Here is a 16,122-nt window from a genome sequence, read left to right on the forward strand (position 1 = left end):
CCGGAAAGGAGGAGTGAACGATGGTCAGATTCGTCGTGCGGCGGCTTATGGTGCTGCTGATCACCCTGCTCGCCGTATCAGCCGCCACCTTTGCCATCCCGTACGCCTCGGGCGGCGACCCCGTCCGGACGATCCTGCGGTCCAGAGTCTCCGATCAGGCCCTCGACCCCTCGGCGATCGCGGCCCTGCGCTCCGAGCTCGGGCTCGACCGGCCGATCCTCGTGCAGTATCTGAGCTGGCTCGGCCGGGCGGTGCGTGGGGACTTCGGGATGTCCTTCACCAGCCGCACCCCGGTCGACCAACTGCTGGGCACCGCCATCGGCGTGTCCGGCACCCTGGCCGTCATCGCCATCGGGCTGGCCTTCCTCGCGGCCCTGCCCCTGGGCACGCTCGCCGCGATGCGGCCGGGGAAACGGGTCGACAACGGAGTGACCCTGCTGACGCAGAGCTTCGTCGCCGTCCCCGAATACTGGCTGGCCCCCATCCTGGTGCTGGTCTTCTCCCGCTACCTCGGCTGGCTGCCGTCGGCCGGATGGCGCGACCCGACCTCCATCATCCTGCCCGCCCTCACTCTCGCACTGCGGCCCATGGCCTACTTCACCCAGGTCACCAGAGCGGCGATGAGCGATGTCCTCGCATCGCCATATATGACCGCCGCCCGCAGCCGGGGACTGAGCGGAGGCCAGGCCCTGATGCGGCACGGGCTGCGCAATGCCCTGCTGCCGGTGATGACGCTGTTCTCCCTGTGGTTCGCGGGGCTGCTGGGCGGATCGGTGGTCGTGGAGGTCATCTTCGCCATCCCCGGCATGGGCCGGCTCGTCTACGGCGCCGTGGTCAACCACGATGTCCCGCTGATCCAGGGCGGAATCCTGTGCACCGTGGCGCTGGCGGTCCTGATCACCACCGTGACCGACTTGCTGTACGCACTGATCAACCCGGCCGTGAGGGTACGCGATGGCGCTGTCTAGCTCTCTTTCCCACGACCCCGTGCCCTCCACCGCACCCCGGCGCCTGGCACACCTGACCGCCACCGGTCTGCGCGCGGTCACCGGCCGGCACTGGACGCTGCGCGTCGGCGCCGTCGTCCTGGCCCTGGTGCTGACCGTCCTGCTGCTCACCCCGTGGATCGCACCGTACGACCCGGCCCACCAGGACCTCGGACAGCGACTGGCCGGGCCCGGCGCCCACCATCTGCTCGGCACCGACCAGTTGGGCCGGGACATCCTCAGCCGACTGATGTACGGCGGGCGCTTCTCGGTGTCCATCGCGGCGGTCACCCTGCTGCTCTCCGCGGTGATCGGCACGGTGATCGGAGCCTTCAGCGCGCGGCGCGGCGGGATGCTGGACGAGGTGGTCATGCGCACCACCGATCTGCTGATCTCCATCCCCGATGTGATCGTCGCCCTGTTCCTGATCGCCGCCTTCGGCACCGGATACGGCATGCTGATCGCGGCCCTGACCATCGTCGGGTGGACCCCCTTCGCCCGGCTGATGCGCGGCCTCGCCCTGGAGATCAACAGCCGCGAGTACATCGAGGCCGCCGAGGCGCTGGGCTGCTCCAAGGTGTTCATCGTCTTCCGCCATGTCATCCCCAACGCGCTGCGGCCCGTGCTCTCCCTGGGCTTTCTGCGGTTCGGCCACAAGCTGATCACCGTCGGCGGACTGTCGTACCTGGGGCTGGGCGTACAGCCCCCCGACTCCGACTGGGGCGCCATGCTGCTGGACGCCCAGCCGTATATGCAACGCTTCCCGCTGCTGGTGATCGCTCCCGGCGCCGCGATCTTCGTGACGGCGCTGAGCGTCACCCTGATCGGCCATGGCATGGAACTGAAGCGCAAGAGGAGGACGGATGCCACATGACACCACGCCGTCGGCAGCCTCGGCTCCCTCGGTCCGCCGCGCGACCTCGGTCCACCGTACGACGCTCGCCTCACAGGTCGTGGAGCAGATCCGGTCCCGGCTGCTCACCGGCACCTTCCCGCCCGGCTCCCAGCTGGGCGAGGCCGAACTCGCAGAATCCCTGGGAGTCAGCCGCGGCCCGGTACGCGAAGCCCTCGCCCGCCTCGTCCACGAGGGACTGCTGCTGAGCCAGCCCCATCGCGGTGTTTTCGTACCGCTGCTCGGCGAGGCCGACGTCCTCGACATCTACTACGCAAGGGAAGCCCTCGAGGCCGCCGCCTTCCGCCGGGTCATCACCTCGCCCAGACCGCCCGGCCTGCTCGCCGCCCTCGACGAGACGGTGGACGAACTCGCCCGCGCCACACGTAAGGGCGACTGGTCGAAGGTGGCCGACTTCGATGCGCGGTTCCACTCCCTGGTGATCGAGGCGGCCGGCAGCCCCCGCCTGACCCGCATGTTCGACACCGTGATCGCCGAGACCCGGCTGTGCCTGAACCTCCAGGCCGACGCCGACCCCGCACGGCTCGACCTCCTCGACGAACACCGGGAACTGGCACGGCTCATCGCGGGCGACGATGTCGACGCCGCACTGGCCGCCCTCGCCCAGCACTTCGAAGAAGCCGTCGTGACCGTGCGCAACCGCCTTCGCGCGGTACGCCGCTGAAAGGACCCCGGACATGCGCCTGCCATACCGTCCCCCGCCGACCCCCGTGGCCACCGGCGACACCGCGCTGGAGATCCGGGGCCTGCGGGTGGAGTTCTCAGAGCCCGGCCACGCTTCCGCCACCCCCGCGGTCGACGGCCTCGACCTCACCGTCCGGCGCGGCCAGATCGTCGCGCTGGTCGGCGAGTCGGGCTCCGGCAAGACCATGACGGCGCTGAGCGCCATCGGACTGCTGCCGCCCGGCGCCCGGGTCACCGGCGGCCGGATCACCCTCGGTGAGGAGGACCTGGCCACCCTGCCGCCGAAGCGGATGAACCGCGTCCGCGGCCACCGGCTGGCCATGCTCTTCCAGCAGCCCAAGGCCATGCTCGACCCCACCTGCACGGTGGGGAGCCAGGTCGCCGAACCGCTGCGACTGCACCGAGGGCTCAGCCGCCGCCAGGCCAGGGCACGGGTTGTGGAGCTCCTGCGCGACGTCGGCATCCCGGAACCCGAGCGCAGAGCCTCGGCGTACGCACACCAGCTCTCCGGCGGCATGGCCCAGCGTGTGATGATCGCGGCGGCCCTCGCCGCCGACCCCGCCATGATGATCGCCGACGAGCCGACCACCGCCCTCGACGCCACCGTCCAGGCCCAGATCCTGCGGCTGCTCCGCCGTAAGCAGCGCGAGTCCGGTATGGCCGTGCTGCTCATCACTCACGATCTCACCAGCGTCACCTCGATCGCCGACCGGGTGGCCGTCATGTACGCGGGGCGCGTGGTGGAGGAGGGATCGGTACGGGAAGTCTTCGACGCACCCCAACACCCCTACACCCGCGCCCTGTTGAAGGCATCACTGCTCCAGTCCGAGGAGGGCAAACTCTTCGCCATCCCGGGCAGCGCGACCCAGTCCCGCGCCTTGGACCACGGATGCCGGTTCCAGCCCCGATGTCCGCTCTCCCAGGACCTGGGCATCGCCGGCCGGTGTTCGGGCGCGGAGCCGCCACTGCACACCTGCGGTGGTGAGCACCGCTGCCGCTGCTGGGCCTCCCAGCCCGGCACCGAGCTCCGCGGCGAGGCGGTGGGCGTATGACCACGCTCGCGAAAGCGGACCGCGCCCCCGACCCCACGGCGCGACAGCCGCTCGTCACCGTGGAGGACCTGGTCAAGCACTTCCCGGTGCGGGGCGGGGTGTTCAGCGGCAAGAGCTCCGTCCACTCGGTCGACCATGTGTCGTTCACCATCGCCCCCGGAGAGGTCCTGGGCCTGGTGGGTGAGTCGGGCTGCGGCAAGAGCACTCTGGCCAGGGCCATGCTCGGGCTGACCCCGGTCGACTCCGGGCGCGTGCTCTTCGACGGTGTCCATGTCGCCCGGACCAGGGGGCGCGACCGCAAGGCCCTGCGCCGCTCGATGCAACTGGTCTTCCAGGACCCGTTCGCCGCACTGGACCCGCGGATGCGACTGGGCACCAGCCTCGACGCACCGCTCGCCCAGCACGGCCTGGGTACCAGGGAAGAGCGCCATCAGCGCATTCTCCAGGTCCTCGACCAGGTGGGGCTCGACGCCTCGTTCCTCGGCCGGCGCCCCGGCGAATGCTCCGGCGGCCAGCTCCAGCGGCTCGTGGTGGCCCGCGCCCTGCTGCTCCGGCCGCGCCTGCTGATCTGTGACGAGCCGACCTCCGCGCTCGACGCCTCGGTCCGCGCCCAGATCCTCAACCTCCTCGTCGAGCTCAAGGACGAGCTGGATCTGACCCTGCTGATGATCTCCCACGATCTGCGCGTCGTACGGCACATCTGCGACCGGGTGGCGGTCATGTACCTCGGCGAGATCGTCGAAGTGGCCTCCCGGGAGGAGCTGTTCGAACATCCCGCCCACCCCTACACCCGGGCGCTGCTGACCGCCTCGCTGCCGGAGGCATCCGACGGGGAGGGCGAGTTCGGCGCCCTGCGCGGTGAGCCGCCCAGCCCGCTCAGCCCGCCCTCCGGGTGCCGCTTCCACCCCCGCTGCCCGCTGGCCGCCGAGCGATGTGGCACCCAGGCGCCCACACCGAACACGGGCCCCACCGGCCGCTCCGTCTCCTGCCACTACCCGAGCGCGTGACGCGCCGCCCGACCGAAGAGAGCGAGCCGATGACGACAGTCGAGACCGCGCCCGCCACCCCGCTGACCTGGCGGCCGCCCGCCGGGGCGCTGTGGTCCGGGAGATGGGTGGACGGCGCGTCCACCATGCCCGTACACGATCCGGAAGACGGCCGCCTCCTCGGCCATGTCACGGACACCAGCCCCACCGAGGTCCACCAAGCCGTCACCGACGTGGCCACCGCCGTCGCCTCCGGGGCGAGCTGGCCCGCCTGGAAACGGCGCGAGGCGCTGGAGGAGGCCGCCGCACTGGTCCTGCGCCACCGGGAGCGGCTGGCCGAAGTGATCTCCCGGGAGGGCTGCAAAACACTACGGGAGGCCAACGGCGAGGTGTGCCGCGCCGCGGAGACCCTGAGGCTCTCGGCCCGGCAGACCGACCGCCTCACCGGGGAGACCCTGCCGTTCTCCGACACCTCCCGCGGCGAGGGCCGACTGGGCTGGTACACCCGGGAACCGGTCGGGGTGGTCGCCGCCATCACCCCCTTCAACGACCCGCTCAACCTGGTCGCGCACAAGGTGGGCCCGGCCCTGGCCGGCGGGAACGGCGTCGTCCTCAAACCGGCCGAGGCCACACCGCTCACCGCGCTCGCGTTGGCCGAGATCCTGCTGAACGCCGGGGTGCCCGCCGGACGGCTCGCGGTCGTCCCCGGCACGGGCAGCGGCGCGGGCCACGCCCTGGTCAGCCACCCACTGGTGGACCTGGTGTCCTTCACCGGCGGCCACCGGACCGGAAACGCGGTGGCGAGCGCCGCCGGAGCCAGGAAAACCCTCATGGAGCTGGGCGGAAACAACGCCGTCCTCGTCCTCGACGACGCGGACACCCGGGCGGCCGCGCAGTCCGTGGTGGCGGGCGCCTTCGGCGTGGCGGGGCAGAACTGCCTGTCGGTGCAGCGCGTCTTCGTCTCCGCGCGCATCGCCGCCCCCTTCCTCCGGGACGTGACCGCGGCCACCGAGAAGTTGCGGGTGGGCCGCAAGGCCGATCCCCGTACGGACATCGGCCCGCTCATCAGCGAACGCGAGGCGCGGCGCGTGGAGGAGTGGGTACGGGAGGCGTGCGAGCGCGGCGCCGTGGCGCACACCGGAGGCCGCCGGGACGGCGCATTCCACTGGCCGACCGTGCTCACGGACGTCCCGGCGGACGCGAAGGTGATGACCGAGGAGATCTTCGGCCCGGTGCTGGTGGTCGAGCCGATCAACACGGTGGACGAAGCCGTCGCCCGCGCCAACGACACCCGCTACGGCCTCCAGGCCGGTATCTTCACCACCGCGCTGGACACCGCCCTGGACATCGCGGAACGGCTCCGGGTGGGCGCGGTGATGATCAACGACAGCAGTGACTTCCGGATCGACGCCATGCCCTTCGGCGGGCCCAAACGGTCGGGCGTCGGCCGTGAGGGTGTGCGGTACGCCGTGGAGGCCATGACCGAGCCCAAGGTCGTCGCCGTACGCCGTGGCGCATGACCGTCCACCGCCCCCCGGCGGGTCTCAGTCGTGCGGCGGGGCCCCGGTGACCATGTGATCGGCGTGGTTGACGGCCTCGATGACCAGACGTCGCAGATGGCCGTCGTGCAGCGAGTACACCGAGCGGCGCCCCTCCTTGCGCACCTGGACCAGCCCGGCAAGCCGCAGCTTGGCCAGGTGCTGGCTCACCGCGGGGCGGGCCGCCCCGCTGGCCTCGGTGAGGGTGTTGACATCGGCCTCGCCCCGGGCGAGGGACCACACCAGATGCAGCCGGGTCGGGTCGGAGAGCAGCGAGAAGACATGGGCGGCCGTGGAGAACTGCGCCGCGCCGCTGGGATGCGTATGCGACCTGGTCGGGGTCGCCTGCTCGTCATTCACCGGCATCCGCCGACCCGGGCGGCGCGGGTGAACGGTGCGGGGTACGAACCATGCGGGTGTGAACCTTCCGCATCTGATTGATGCATGCGTGCGTTCATATGCACATAATGGTACAGAGACATGCGGTGTGTCCAATGTGGCACCCGCCAGGCTGCTCCCGGAAGCGGTGCTCCTGGACGGGGTGCTCAGCCGCTGATGGTGCGGAGGAAATGGTCGGCGTCCTCAGGTTCGCCCAGCCGTCCTACTTCCAGCCAGGACCCGTCGGTGAAGCGGAGCTGGAAAGTGGCGAATCCGCGCGGCTGGCCCGCCTCGCCTTCGACACGGACCTGATCGAGGGGAAACTCCACGACGGTCCGGAAGTCATCGGCCTTCGTGGGCGACAGCCGACGGCGAGGGGACGTGGCGATGCAGACACGCTCGCGGGCCAGCATGACCAGGCGTTTCGGGTTGGGGGAGTGCCCGTACCAGCGCAACAGCAACTGGCCTGCGGTCAGGCTCCAGTCGCCGTCGAAGATACCGTTGGTGGGATCCTGCCCACGATCGCGGGCACGGTCGCGGCTGGAGGCAGAGGAGCGGTCCTCCGGCGGAGTTTGCGGCCCCCCGGCCCGCGGTCCGCGGCGCCGTCGCCCCTGGAGCAGCCGGTCGAGTCGGTCGCCCAGCTTGTCGATCAGCATGATCGGGATGACGACGAAGAAGAACACCACAGCCCCGACGTACAGCAGCCAGTGATGGCCCGGCTTGAGTCGATTCCTGCCGGCGGCGCGGTGCACGTCTTTGGGCGGTGTGGGGATGGGCTTGTGGATCTCACACCAGACCAGAGCCACGGGGTCCTCGCCCAGGATCTTCCGGGCCCGCCGATGTACCGCGCGCTTCGCCATGCCGAAGATCCTAGAACGAGCCCATGCCTCCCCCATCAGGCGAGGGGCGGGGGAGCGCGCGGTGCGGTGTCCCACCCACCGCAGGAGATGGACGTCAACGGTCGGATTGCTGCACGATGACGCGGAGGTTGTGCTCGGCATCGCTCTGTACTGACGGCCCCGCCGCCCCCTGGAAACGGACCCGCCTTCTCCGACCCGTCTTCATCCGACTCGTCTTCGTCCGATCCGTGTCCGTCCGGCGGGGTGGCCTCTGGAAGGGAGTGGCCCGTTGTCCTTCTCCGCCTTCCGCACCGTTCCGACCTCCGCCGATGTTGTGATCATCGGTGGCGGCGTCATGGGTGTGAGCACCGCGTTTCACCTCGCCGAGGCCGGGGTGAAGAACATCGTCGTCGTCGAGCGCGGCGACCTCTGCTGCGGCAGCTCGGGCAAGCCGATCGGAGGCGTACGCGCCCAGTTCTCCGATCCGCTCAATATCGAGCTCGGCAGCCGCAGCCTGCGTGCCTACCAGGAGTTTCCCCACCGCCCCGGCGCCGACATCGGGCTCGACACCGTCGGCTACCTCTTCCTGCTCGACAGCGAACAGCAGGTGAGCGACTTCGAGACCGGCGCCGAACTCCAGAACAGCCTCGGCGTGCCGAGCCGTATGATCAGCCCCTCCGAGGCCCGGCGCCTGTGTCCTTACATCCGTACCGACGGCCTCCTGGCCGCCGCGTACTCCCCGGCCGACGGGCATGCCCGCCCCGGACTGGTCGTCCAGGGGTACGCGCGGGCCGCGGCCCGGGCCGGCGTTGTCTTCGCCACCCACACCGCCGTCTCCGGTATCCACACGGCGGAGGACCGCGTCACCGGGGTGCACACCAGCCACGGCAGCATCGCCTGCTCCACCGTCATCTGCACGGCGGGAGCCTGGTCGGCGCAGATCGGCGACATGGTCGGGATCAACCTCCCGATCCGGCCCGTGAGGCGGCAGTTGGCGTTCACCGCGCCACTCGCGCCGCCCGCCCCGCGCATCCCGTTCACCATCGACTTCGCCTCGTCCGGCTACTTCCACAACAGCGACGACGGGCTGCTGTTCGGACTGGCCGACCCCGACCAGGAAGACGGCTTCGACACCACCTGGACCCCGGAGTGGCTGGAGCTGTTCCGTACCGTCGCCCGCCACCGCGCCCCGGCCCTGGCCGATATGGAGACCGTCAGCGGTTGGGCCGGCCTGTACGAGAACACGCCGGACCACAACGCGCTGATCGGCCGTTCCGGCGAACTGCCCAACTTCCTCTACGCCGCCGGGTTCTCCGGCCACGGCTTCCTTCAGGCGCCCGCGACCGGCGAGGTCATGCGCGACCTGTACCTGGAGCGCGAGCCGTTCACCGACATCTCCCCGCTCAGCGCCGACCGGTTCCGCGACGGCGCCGATATCCGCCCCGAAGCCCACGTGGTGTGAACCCGACCGAAAGGCCGAACCATGTCAACGATCACTCAGTGGCAGCTGCGGGCCGCATTCGCGGCGCGGCTGTCGGAGATGTACGGGCAGGAGGTTCCCGCCTACACCACGCTCGTGGACGTCTCGCGCGAGGTCAACGAGGACGTCCTGCGCGCGCGGGGAGCCGATGCCGAACGCCTGGGGTCCATCAGCCGGGTGACCGCCGAGCGGCACGGAGCCATCCGCGTCGGCACGCCGAAGGAACTGCGGCAGGTCGCCCGTATCTTCTCCGCCCTGGGCATGCACCCGGTCGGCTTCTACGATCTGCGGGAGGCCGCCGCCAGCGCCGTCCCCGTCATCTCCACCGCCTTCCGGCCGGTCGACGGCGAGGAACTGGCCCGCAACCCCTTCCGGGTGTTCACCTCCATGCTCACCCCGGCCGACCCCCGCTTCTTCGACGCCGACCTGCGCTCACGCGTGGAAGCCTTCCTCGCGGACCGCGAACTCTTCCCCGCCGAACTGCTCGCACTGGCCGACCGTGCCACGGCGGAGCGGGAGCTGCCCGAGGCGGAGGCCGAGCGCTTGCTGCGACTCGCCGTGCACGCCTTCGAGCTGTCGCCCGAGCCCGTAGACCAGGCGTGGTACGAGACCCTGGAGCGGATCTCCGCCGTCGCCGCGGACATCGGCGGGGTCCGCAGCACCCACATCAACCACCTCACCCCGCGCGTCCTGGACATCGACGAGTTGTACCGGCGGATGACCGAGCGCGGCATCGAGATGATCGACACCATCCAGGGCCCGCCGAAGTGGCAGGGCCCCGACGTCCTGCTGCGGCAGACCTCCTTCCGGGCGCTGGCCGAACCCCGCGCGATGCGCACCCCGGACGGCAGCGTCGTCAGCGGCGCCCTACGAGTCCGCTTCGGTGAGGTCGAGGCCCGCGGCATCGCCCTCACCCGCAAGGGCCGCGCCCTCCACGACGAACTCCTGGGCCACATCGACGAGCAGGTGTCCCAGAACCCCTCGGCAGCGCGCAGTGATATCGCGCGCGCCGTATGGGAGCGGCACCTGCCCGGCAGCGAACGGGAACTCGCCGCAGCGGGACTCGCCTACTTCACCTACCGGCTCAACCCGGACCGGCCACGCGACGGCAGTCGGCCCCCCACCAGCGTCAGCGAACTGGTGCAACAGGGCTGGGTGTGCGCCGAGCCCATCGTCTACGAGGACTTCCTGCCCCGCTCCGCCGCCGGCATCTTCCAGTCCAACCTCAGCGGCGAGGGCACCCGCAACAACGAGCACGAAGGCACCGCCTACGACGCCGCCTGGCTCTCCGGCGCGATCGGCCACGACGTGCTGGATCCGTTCGCCCTCTACGAGCAGCAGCAGAACCGCTCCCTCGCACAGGTCGCCCGCGAGCTGGACCTCACGGGCGTCCTCGGCTGACCCCCGACCCCTCACACCCCCAAGGACCGCCATGACCAGCACAGCCCTGCCCACCACGGACGACCTGCGCGCCCGCGCCCGTAGCAGCCTCCAGAACATCGGCGTCGACGTGCCCGAGGGCAACGACTTCCACGCCCGCACCCCCATCACCGGCGAGAGCCTTTTCGGGCTGACGGCCGCCACCGACGCCGACACCGAAGAGGCCATCGCCGCCGCCCGTACGGCCTTCCTCACCTGGCGCACCACGCCCGCTCCGCGCCGCGGTGAACTTGTCCGCCGACTCGGCGAGTTGCTGCGCGAGCACAAGAGCGACCTGGGCGACCTCGTCACCATCGAGGCAGGCAAGATCCGCTCCGAGGCGCTTGGCGAGATCCAGGAAATGATCGACATCTGCGACTTCGCCGTCGGCCTGTCCCGCCAGCTCTACGGCCGCACGATCGCCTCCGAACGCCCCGGCCACCGCCTGGCCGAGACCTGGCACCCCCTCGGCGTGGTCGGTGTCATCTCCGCCTTCAACTTCCCCGCCGCCGTATGGTCCTGGAACACCGCCATCGCCCTCGTCTGCGGCGACACCGTGATCTGGAAGCCCTCGGAACTCACCCCACTGATCTCCCTGGCCTGCGACCACCTGCTCGTCCGAGCCGCCGAGGAGGTGGGCGCGCCCCGCGACGTACACCGCCTCGTGCTCGGCGACCGCGCCATCGGTGAGAAGCTGGTCGACGACCCGCGCGTGGCGCTCGTCAGCGCCACCGGCTCCACCCGCATGGGCCGCGAGGTCGGCCCCCGCGTCGCGGCCCGCTTCGGCCGCAGCCTGCTGGAACTCGGCGGCAACAACGCGGCGATCGTGGCCCCCTCCGCCGACCTGGACCTCGCCATCCAGGGCATCGTCTTCGCCGCGGTCGGCACCGCAGGCCAGCGCTGTACGACGCTGCGCCGCCTCATCGTCCACCGCGATATCGCCGGCACCCTCATCGAGCGGCTGACCGCCGCCTACCACAGGCTCCCCATTGGCAATCCGTTCAACGACACCACGCTCGTCGGCCCGCTCATCTCCACCGCGGCCCTCGATGCCATGCTGGGCGCCCTCACCCGCGTCCAGGCCCAGGGCGGCAAGATCCTGGCCGGCGGAAACCGGCGCCTGACGGAGGCCGCGCCCTCGGCGGCCTACACCGAGCCGGTCCTCGTCCGCGTCGACGAACAGACCGATGTCGTACGGGAGGAGACCTTCGCACCGATCCTGTACGTACTCACCTACGACACCCTCGGCGAGGCGATCGCGCTGCACAACGACGTCCCCCAGGGCCTGTCGTCCAGCATCTTCACCCGCGACCAGCAGGAAGCCGAGATCTTCCTCTCCGCCGCCGGCTCCGACTGCGGCATCGCCAACGTCAACATCGGCACCTCAGGAGCCGAAATCGGCGGCGCCTTCGGCGGCGAAAAGGACACCGGCGGCGGCCGGGAGTCCGGGTCCGACGCCTGGAAGTCCTATATGCGCGCGGCCACCAACACCATCAACTACTCCAGCGAACTCGCCCTCGCCCAGGGCGTCAGCTTCCTCTGATCAGGCTGGGGCGGGATACCGATCGCCGGTATTCCGCCCCGCCGGGACCGAGCACTTCAGTGCCGCGTGAGAACAGCCGTCCCCTTCTCATGCTCGATGAATTCGGAGGACCAATCCGGATACTCGCGGCACCAGCGCTCGACTATCTCCCGCTCGTCGGGACGACTCGCATCGTCCATGATTATCCTTGCCTCGCTGCTCACTTTCGATTCCAGCAGGGGAAGTGCCGGGTACCTGGAAAGTGGATACATGAACCCCGGAGGTCCGTCGACCACCACCATGTCGCAGCTCTCGACATCGTCCAGCCGCTTCGGGTCGTACCAGTGCCGACGCTCTCCCTTGATGTCCACCTCGACCAGTGGGGCGATACGCACCTGTGCATACGCGTCCAGCCCCTGCTGCTGCAACGTGGCGGCTGTCTCGGCGCCGAAGTTTTCATCGTGGTCGATCGAGACGATCTTCCCGGGGATTTCGAAATGGCGAAGCGCGTTTGCCATCCAGACCGTTGTGGCGCCGCTTCCTATATCCAGGATGGAGACCGGACGCTGCTTCTGGATCTGCGAGATCAGGAACAGCAGGAGGTCGGGCGAGGCCGTCCACTTTGTGGGTTGTGGCATCGCGTGCTTGACGGGAACGATCGCGTAGAGATTCGTCAGCGCCTCAACCTGCCTGAAACGGTTCGTCATAACCTCCCGAAGGTCGGTGATTTCCCTCAGGATGTCGTCCATCGACGTCATTGTTCAACTCTCGTTCATGGCCGTAATTGCGTGAATCTTATCTTCTGCCGCGCTGTGGCGGGTTCGCAGCAGGATGACGGTCAGCACGGCGGCGGCCACGAACGCGCCGGTCGCCATCGCGATGTAACCGTGGACCCCCGCGGCCGAGTTCACCGTTTCGCCGTCGATGACCATGTTGGTGGACTTGAGCACGGCCGAACCCACGAACTTCAGGATCACCGCCCCGGTCGCGACCATGACCATCACCATGCTGGACACGACGCCCTGTCGCTCCGGGGGCGCGAGCGTCGCCGCCATGTTGAAGCCGGATGTCACGAGCGTTCCCGCGGTGAGGCTCAGCAGGAAGGAGCACACCACCGCGAGAGGCAGCAGGGAGTCCCCGAGGAACATCCCGACGGTGCCCGCCGTCCCGAGCGCTACGCCGCCGGCGAGGGTCACGGCCGGCCCGAAGCGTGTTCCCAGCGCCCCGGCCAGGGTGCCGCCGAGCACGATTCCGATCGCCGGTACGCCGTACAGCAGGCCCAGCGCTCCCGGGGCGGCGAGTCCGTACCCGAGGTGCTGATCCGCCGGGACCTTGGCGATGAGGCCGAAGAGCGTGAGCATGCTCTGGTACGCGCCGGTACCGAAGACGACCACGAGAAGCGTGAGCACCAGTGGCCTGCCGAGGTTCCTGATGTCGATCACAGGCTCGGGAACCCGGCTCGCCACCAGGAACCACCTGGCCAGTGCCGCGGCGCCGGCCACGAGCAGGGCGAGCGGCCCCACGGCGAACCAGCCGAAGTCCGACCCGAGACTGATATAGCTGAGCACCGCCGCCAGACCTCCGCCGAGAAGCAGGGCCCCGGCGATGTCGACCTTGCCCGGTGTCCTGAGCGTGGACGCGGGAAGGAGCCTGTGCACGAGAACGGCCGCGACGGCCGCGAACACCGCCGACGCGACGAACACACTCCGCCAGCCGAACTCCGCGGCCGTTATCTCGAAGAGAACGGGCATCCCGATGCTGAGAAGCGCGGAGCCCGAGGTCACGATGCCGGTGGCGATCATCGCCATGTCCGGTGCGCATATGTCCCGGATGAGGGCGACCGTGAGGAAGACGGCCCCCACGGCCGCTCCCTGCAGCAGGCGCCCGAGGACGAGCACCCAGAGGCTGGGCGCGACAAGGCACACCAGGGCGCCCGCCAAGGCGGTGAGCAACGTCATGACCAGCACTTTGCGCTTGCCGTGGATATCGGCACTCTTTCCGAGCAGTGGCGCCCACATCGCTCCCGCGAGCAGCGAACTGGCGTCGATCCACGCCGACTGATCGGTGCCGAAGTGGTCGAGCATCTCCGGAAGGACGAGGAGCGGCGCCGTGACCACCGTGTCCACCATGGCGTTCACCAAAATCAGGATGGCCACCTGGCCGACGAGCCGCCCGTTCCAACTCGTGTGTTGTTCGCTGCCGGGCACTCTGGTGCTGGGCTGTTCGCTGCTGGTGTCGACGCTGCCCACGCTGCTGTCATGCATGAAGCGCTCTGCCTTCTCTCTGGACCCTTATGTGGTCGAGATCGCCTGAGCCTTCACGGTGATGCGCTGTTCTGGGACAGATCTGCACGAGTCTGGGTGCGTCATGCGAACCGGTAGTCCCGTCCGATGGAACGCGGCAGGTCGCGGGAGTTGGTCAGCCGGTAGTTCACAGAAACTCACAGAGAGCGGCCCCCGTGGCGCGGGCCCCCGGACCCGCACCGGTTCGTACACCAGCGTCAGCCGCGGCCCTTTCTGCTCGCGGAAATGCGTTCATCTTTGTCCGTTGTCCACCCCCGTTGAGGTGAGACGTGCCGGCGGAGGCAGCGGTGCGTTGTGCGGGCCGTTGGTGAGCGCCTGGATCACGAAGGCTGCGAAGCGTCGGGAAGCTGCTACCTGGGTGGTGGGGGATGCCGTTTGGATGCCCTTGTTGGCCATCAGCATGAGGACGAGGTCGTCCAGGACGAAGTCGGGGCGCAGATGTCCCGTTCGCTTGGCTCGGCCGGCCATGTCGGCGATGGCCTTGAGCATGTGTTCGCGGCTGGTGGTCAGGCCGGCGGCTCGGGGGTAGGCCGACAGGAACGCCTCGGTGAAGCCTCGATCGCGTGCGTGCAGTTCACAGACGTTCTCGATCATTTGGCACAGGCCGTGCCATGGATCAGGGTCGGCGCTCGCCTGGTCGACGATGTCCTGGCAGGCACGCAGTTGGTCGGCAAAGGCCGCGGCGACCAGAGACTCCTTGGTCGGGAAGTGCCGGTACAAGGTGGCGGGTCCGACGTCGGCGCGCCGCGCGATCTCCCGCATCGGAACGCTCAGGCCCTCCCGCGAGAACAGCGCCCGGGCGGCCTCGAGGAGCCGTTCATGGTTGTCCCGCGCGTCGGATCGCAGAGAGTGAGGCAAATCGTGGGTCACGCTCTCACTTTAGGTTAACCGGACGGGGGCGTCCGTTAACGTCCGAGGCAGAACCGGCCAGGTCAAACCCCTCGGGGTGCGATGTGGGGCGGTTCAGGGGGCGTAAGTGTCCGAACGAGACATCGCGTGTGTGGAGGTACCCGTGAAGGCCGTGCAGATCCGGACCTTCGGAGGTCCTGAGGGACTGGCCCTTGTCGACCTGCCGACGCCCGTCCCCACCGAGGGGGAGGTCGTCATCGCTGTCGAGGCGGTGGGGGTCGCCGGTGTGGACGTCTTGATCCGCAGGGGAGCACTGGCCGCTTACGGCTTCGAGGAAGGCTTTGTCCCCGGCAGTGAGGTGGCGGGCACGGTCACGGCCGTCGGACAGGGGGTTGACGCGTCCTGGGTCGGCCGCCGGGTGTGGGCCTTCACCGGCACGGGAGGAGGCTACGTGGAGCAGGCGTGCGCGCCGCTCGAGCAGGTTCTGCCATTGCCCCCAGGGCTGTCGCCGGCCCATGCGGTCGCTGTTGGCAGCCCCGGAGCCGTTGCGCACTTCGGCCTGGCACACGCCCACTTCGCCCCTGGCGACGCGGTGCTCGTGCGCGGCGCGGCAGGCAGCATCGGCATCATGGCGGTGCAACTGGCGGCCCGTAAAGGCGCCTCCGCGGTGGCGGTGACCACGTCGTCGGCCGAGCGCGGAGAGCGCCTGCGCCGACTGGGCGCGACGGATGTGCTGGACCGCTCCGGCCACGGTGGCGCCGACGCCCCCGCGGGCTATGACGTGATCCTCGATGTCGTGGCCGGCGACGACCTTCCGTCGTTCTTCGACCGGCTCAATCCGCACGGGCGCATGGTGGCCGTCGGGGTCGTGGGAGGGCAGCCGCCCGCGGACTTCGGAACGGCGCTGATGGCGCGGTTCCAGAAGTCGATCTCGTTCGCCACCTTCAGCGCGGACACGGTCGGCGCGGCGGATCTGCAGGCCGTACGCCGCGAACACTTCACGGCCGCGGCGCGGGGCGAACTCACCGCGGTGGTGCACGATGTGCTCTCGCTGGACCAAGCCGTCCTGGCACACCACAAGATGGACGCGGGCGAAGTCTTCGGCCGGATCGTGCTCACGCCCTGACGCGCCCGCGGCGGCACCGGTCGGCGCCGCCACTCGGCGTGCGAGCG

16 protein-coding genes are annotated in these 16,122 nt (G+C 69.7%); 11 read left to right on the top strand and 5 right to left on the bottom strand.

Annotated elements, in window-relative coordinates:
• Nucleotides 1-20: 20 nt before the first annotated feature.
• From ACH4U7_RS11750 to ACH4U7_RS11775, 6 genes are read left to right on the top strand one after another with little or no spacing between them, the layout of a single operon-like run.
• The gene (locus ACH4U7_RS11750; protein WP_398527787.1) at nt 21-968 is read left to right on the top strand and encodes an ABC transporter permease; all 948 of its coding nucleotides are present in this window, start codon (nt 21-23) and stop codon (nt 966-968) included.
• Nucleotides 969-987: 19 nt separating this feature from the next.
• On the top strand, nt 988-1,860 hold the full coding sequence (locus ACH4U7_RS11755; RefSeq protein WP_398527788.1) for an ABC transporter permease: 873 nt from the start codon (nt 988-990) through the stop codon (nt 1,858-1,860).
• The gene (locus tag ACH4U7_RS11760) at nt 1,850-2,563 is read left to right on the top strand and encodes a GntR family transcriptional regulator (RefSeq protein ID WP_398527789.1); all 714 of its coding nucleotides are present in this window, start codon (nt 1,850-1,852) and stop codon (nt 2,561-2,563) included. The genes ACH4U7_RS11755 and ACH4U7_RS11760 overlap by 11 nt, the downstream gene beginning before the upstream one ends.
• Nucleotides 2,564-2,576: 13 nt before the next feature.
• Nucleotides 2,577-3,635 (top strand): ABC transporter ATP-binding protein, encoded by a 1,059-nt coding sequence (locus ACH4U7_RS11765; protein ID WP_398527790.1) that lies wholly within the window; start codon nt 2,577-2,579, stop codon nt 3,633-3,635.
• A complete protein-coding gene (locus tag ACH4U7_RS11770; protein WP_398527791.1) occupies nt 3,632-4,642 on the top strand; it encodes an ABC transporter ATP-binding protein in 1,011 nt (336 codons plus the stop codon). The genes ACH4U7_RS11765 and ACH4U7_RS11770 overlap by 4 nt, the downstream gene beginning before the upstream one ends.
• A 29-nt stretch (nt 4,643-4,671) precedes the next feature.
• A complete protein-coding gene (locus ACH4U7_RS11775) occupies nt 4,672-6,141 on the top strand; it encodes an aldehyde dehydrogenase family protein (RefSeq protein ID WP_398527792.1) in 1,470 nt (489 codons plus the stop codon).
• 24 nt (nt 6,142-6,165) lie between these two features.
• Here the strand turns inward: ACH4U7_RS11775 and ACH4U7_RS11780 are convergent, their stop codons facing one another.
• Both ACH4U7_RS11780 and ACH4U7_RS11785 read right to left on the bottom strand, forming a co-directional pair.
• Entirely contained in the window at nt 6,166-6,525 is a 360-nt protein-coding gene (locus ACH4U7_RS11780) for an ArsR/SmtB family transcription factor (RefSeq protein WP_385610216.1), read from the bottom strand.
• A gap of 179 nt (nt 6,526-6,704) precedes the next feature.
• Nucleotides 6,705-7,397: a hypothetical protein gene (locus ACH4U7_RS11785; protein ID WP_398527793.1), complete on the bottom strand. Its 693-nt coding sequence runs from the start codon at nt 7,395-7,397 to the stop codon at nt 6,705-6,707.
• Nucleotides 7,398-7,665: 268 nt separating this feature from the next.
• Between ACH4U7_RS11785 and ACH4U7_RS11790 the strand changes: the two genes are divergently transcribed.
• Genes ACH4U7_RS11790 through ACH4U7_RS11800 form a run of 3 tightly spaced genes read left to right on the top strand, consistent with a single transcriptional unit; the run spans nt 7,666 to nt 11,818 of the window.
• Entirely contained in the window at nt 7,666-8,838 is a 1,173-nt protein-coding gene (locus ACH4U7_RS11790) for an NAD(P)/FAD-dependent oxidoreductase (protein WP_398527794.1), read from the top strand.
• Between the two features lie 21 nt (nt 8,839-8,859).
• Complete coding sequence (locus ACH4U7_RS11795; protein WP_398527795.1) at nt 8,860-10,257, top strand: 2-oxoadipate dioxygenase/decarboxylase family protein; 1,398 nt, start codon at nt 8,860-8,862, stop codon at nt 10,255-10,257.
• Between the two features lie 31 nt (nt 10,258-10,288).
• Entirely contained in the window at nt 10,289-11,818 is a 1,530-nt protein-coding gene (locus ACH4U7_RS11800) for an aldehyde dehydrogenase family protein (RefSeq protein WP_398527796.1), read from the top strand.
• A 56-nt stretch (nt 11,819-11,874) separates the two neighbouring features.
• Here ACH4U7_RS11800 and ACH4U7_RS11805 read toward each other — a convergent pair whose 3' ends face one another.
• Together ACH4U7_RS11805 and ACH4U7_RS11810 are read right to left on the bottom strand one after the other, a co-directional pair.
• Nucleotides 11,875-12,546, bottom strand: a complete 672-nt coding sequence (locus tag ACH4U7_RS11805; RefSeq protein WP_398527797.1) for a class I SAM-dependent methyltransferase — start codon at nt 12,544-12,546, stop codon at nt 11,875-11,877.
• A 12-nt stretch (nt 12,547-12,558) separates the two neighbouring features.
• Complete coding sequence (locus ACH4U7_RS11810) at nt 12,559-13,926, bottom strand: MFS transporter (RefSeq protein ID WP_398527990.1); 1,368 nt, start codon at nt 13,924-13,926, stop codon at nt 12,559-12,561.
• Here ACH4U7_RS11810 and ACH4U7_RS11815 point away from each other — a divergent pair.
• Nucleotides 13,925-14,110 (top strand): hypothetical protein, encoded by a 186-nt coding sequence (locus ACH4U7_RS11815; protein WP_398527798.1) that lies wholly within the window; start codon nt 13,925-13,927, stop codon nt 14,108-14,110. The genes ACH4U7_RS11810 and ACH4U7_RS11815 overlap by 2 nt on opposite strands.
• A gap of 221 nt (nt 14,111-14,331) precedes the next feature.
• Here the strand turns inward: ACH4U7_RS11815 and ACH4U7_RS11820 are convergent, their stop codons facing one another.
• On the bottom strand, nt 14,332-14,970 hold the full coding sequence (locus tag ACH4U7_RS11820; protein WP_398527799.1) for a TetR/AcrR family transcriptional regulator: 639 nt from the start codon (nt 14,968-14,970) through the stop codon (nt 14,332-14,334).
• A gap of 142 nt (nt 14,971-15,112) precedes the next feature.
• Here ACH4U7_RS11820 and ACH4U7_RS11825 point away from each other — a divergent pair, with 142 nt between their 5' ends.
• A complete protein-coding gene (locus ACH4U7_RS11825; protein ID WP_398527991.1) occupies nt 15,113-16,075 on the top strand; it encodes a zinc-dependent alcohol dehydrogenase family protein in 963 nt (320 codons plus the stop codon).
• The last annotated feature ends 47 nt before the right edge of the window (nt 16,076-16,122 follow it).

This window comes from Streptomyces sp. NPDC020845 (assembly GCF_044334165.1).
Taxonomy (GTDB): domain Bacteria; phylum Actinomycetota; class Actinomycetes; order Streptomycetales; family Streptomycetaceae; genus Streptomyces.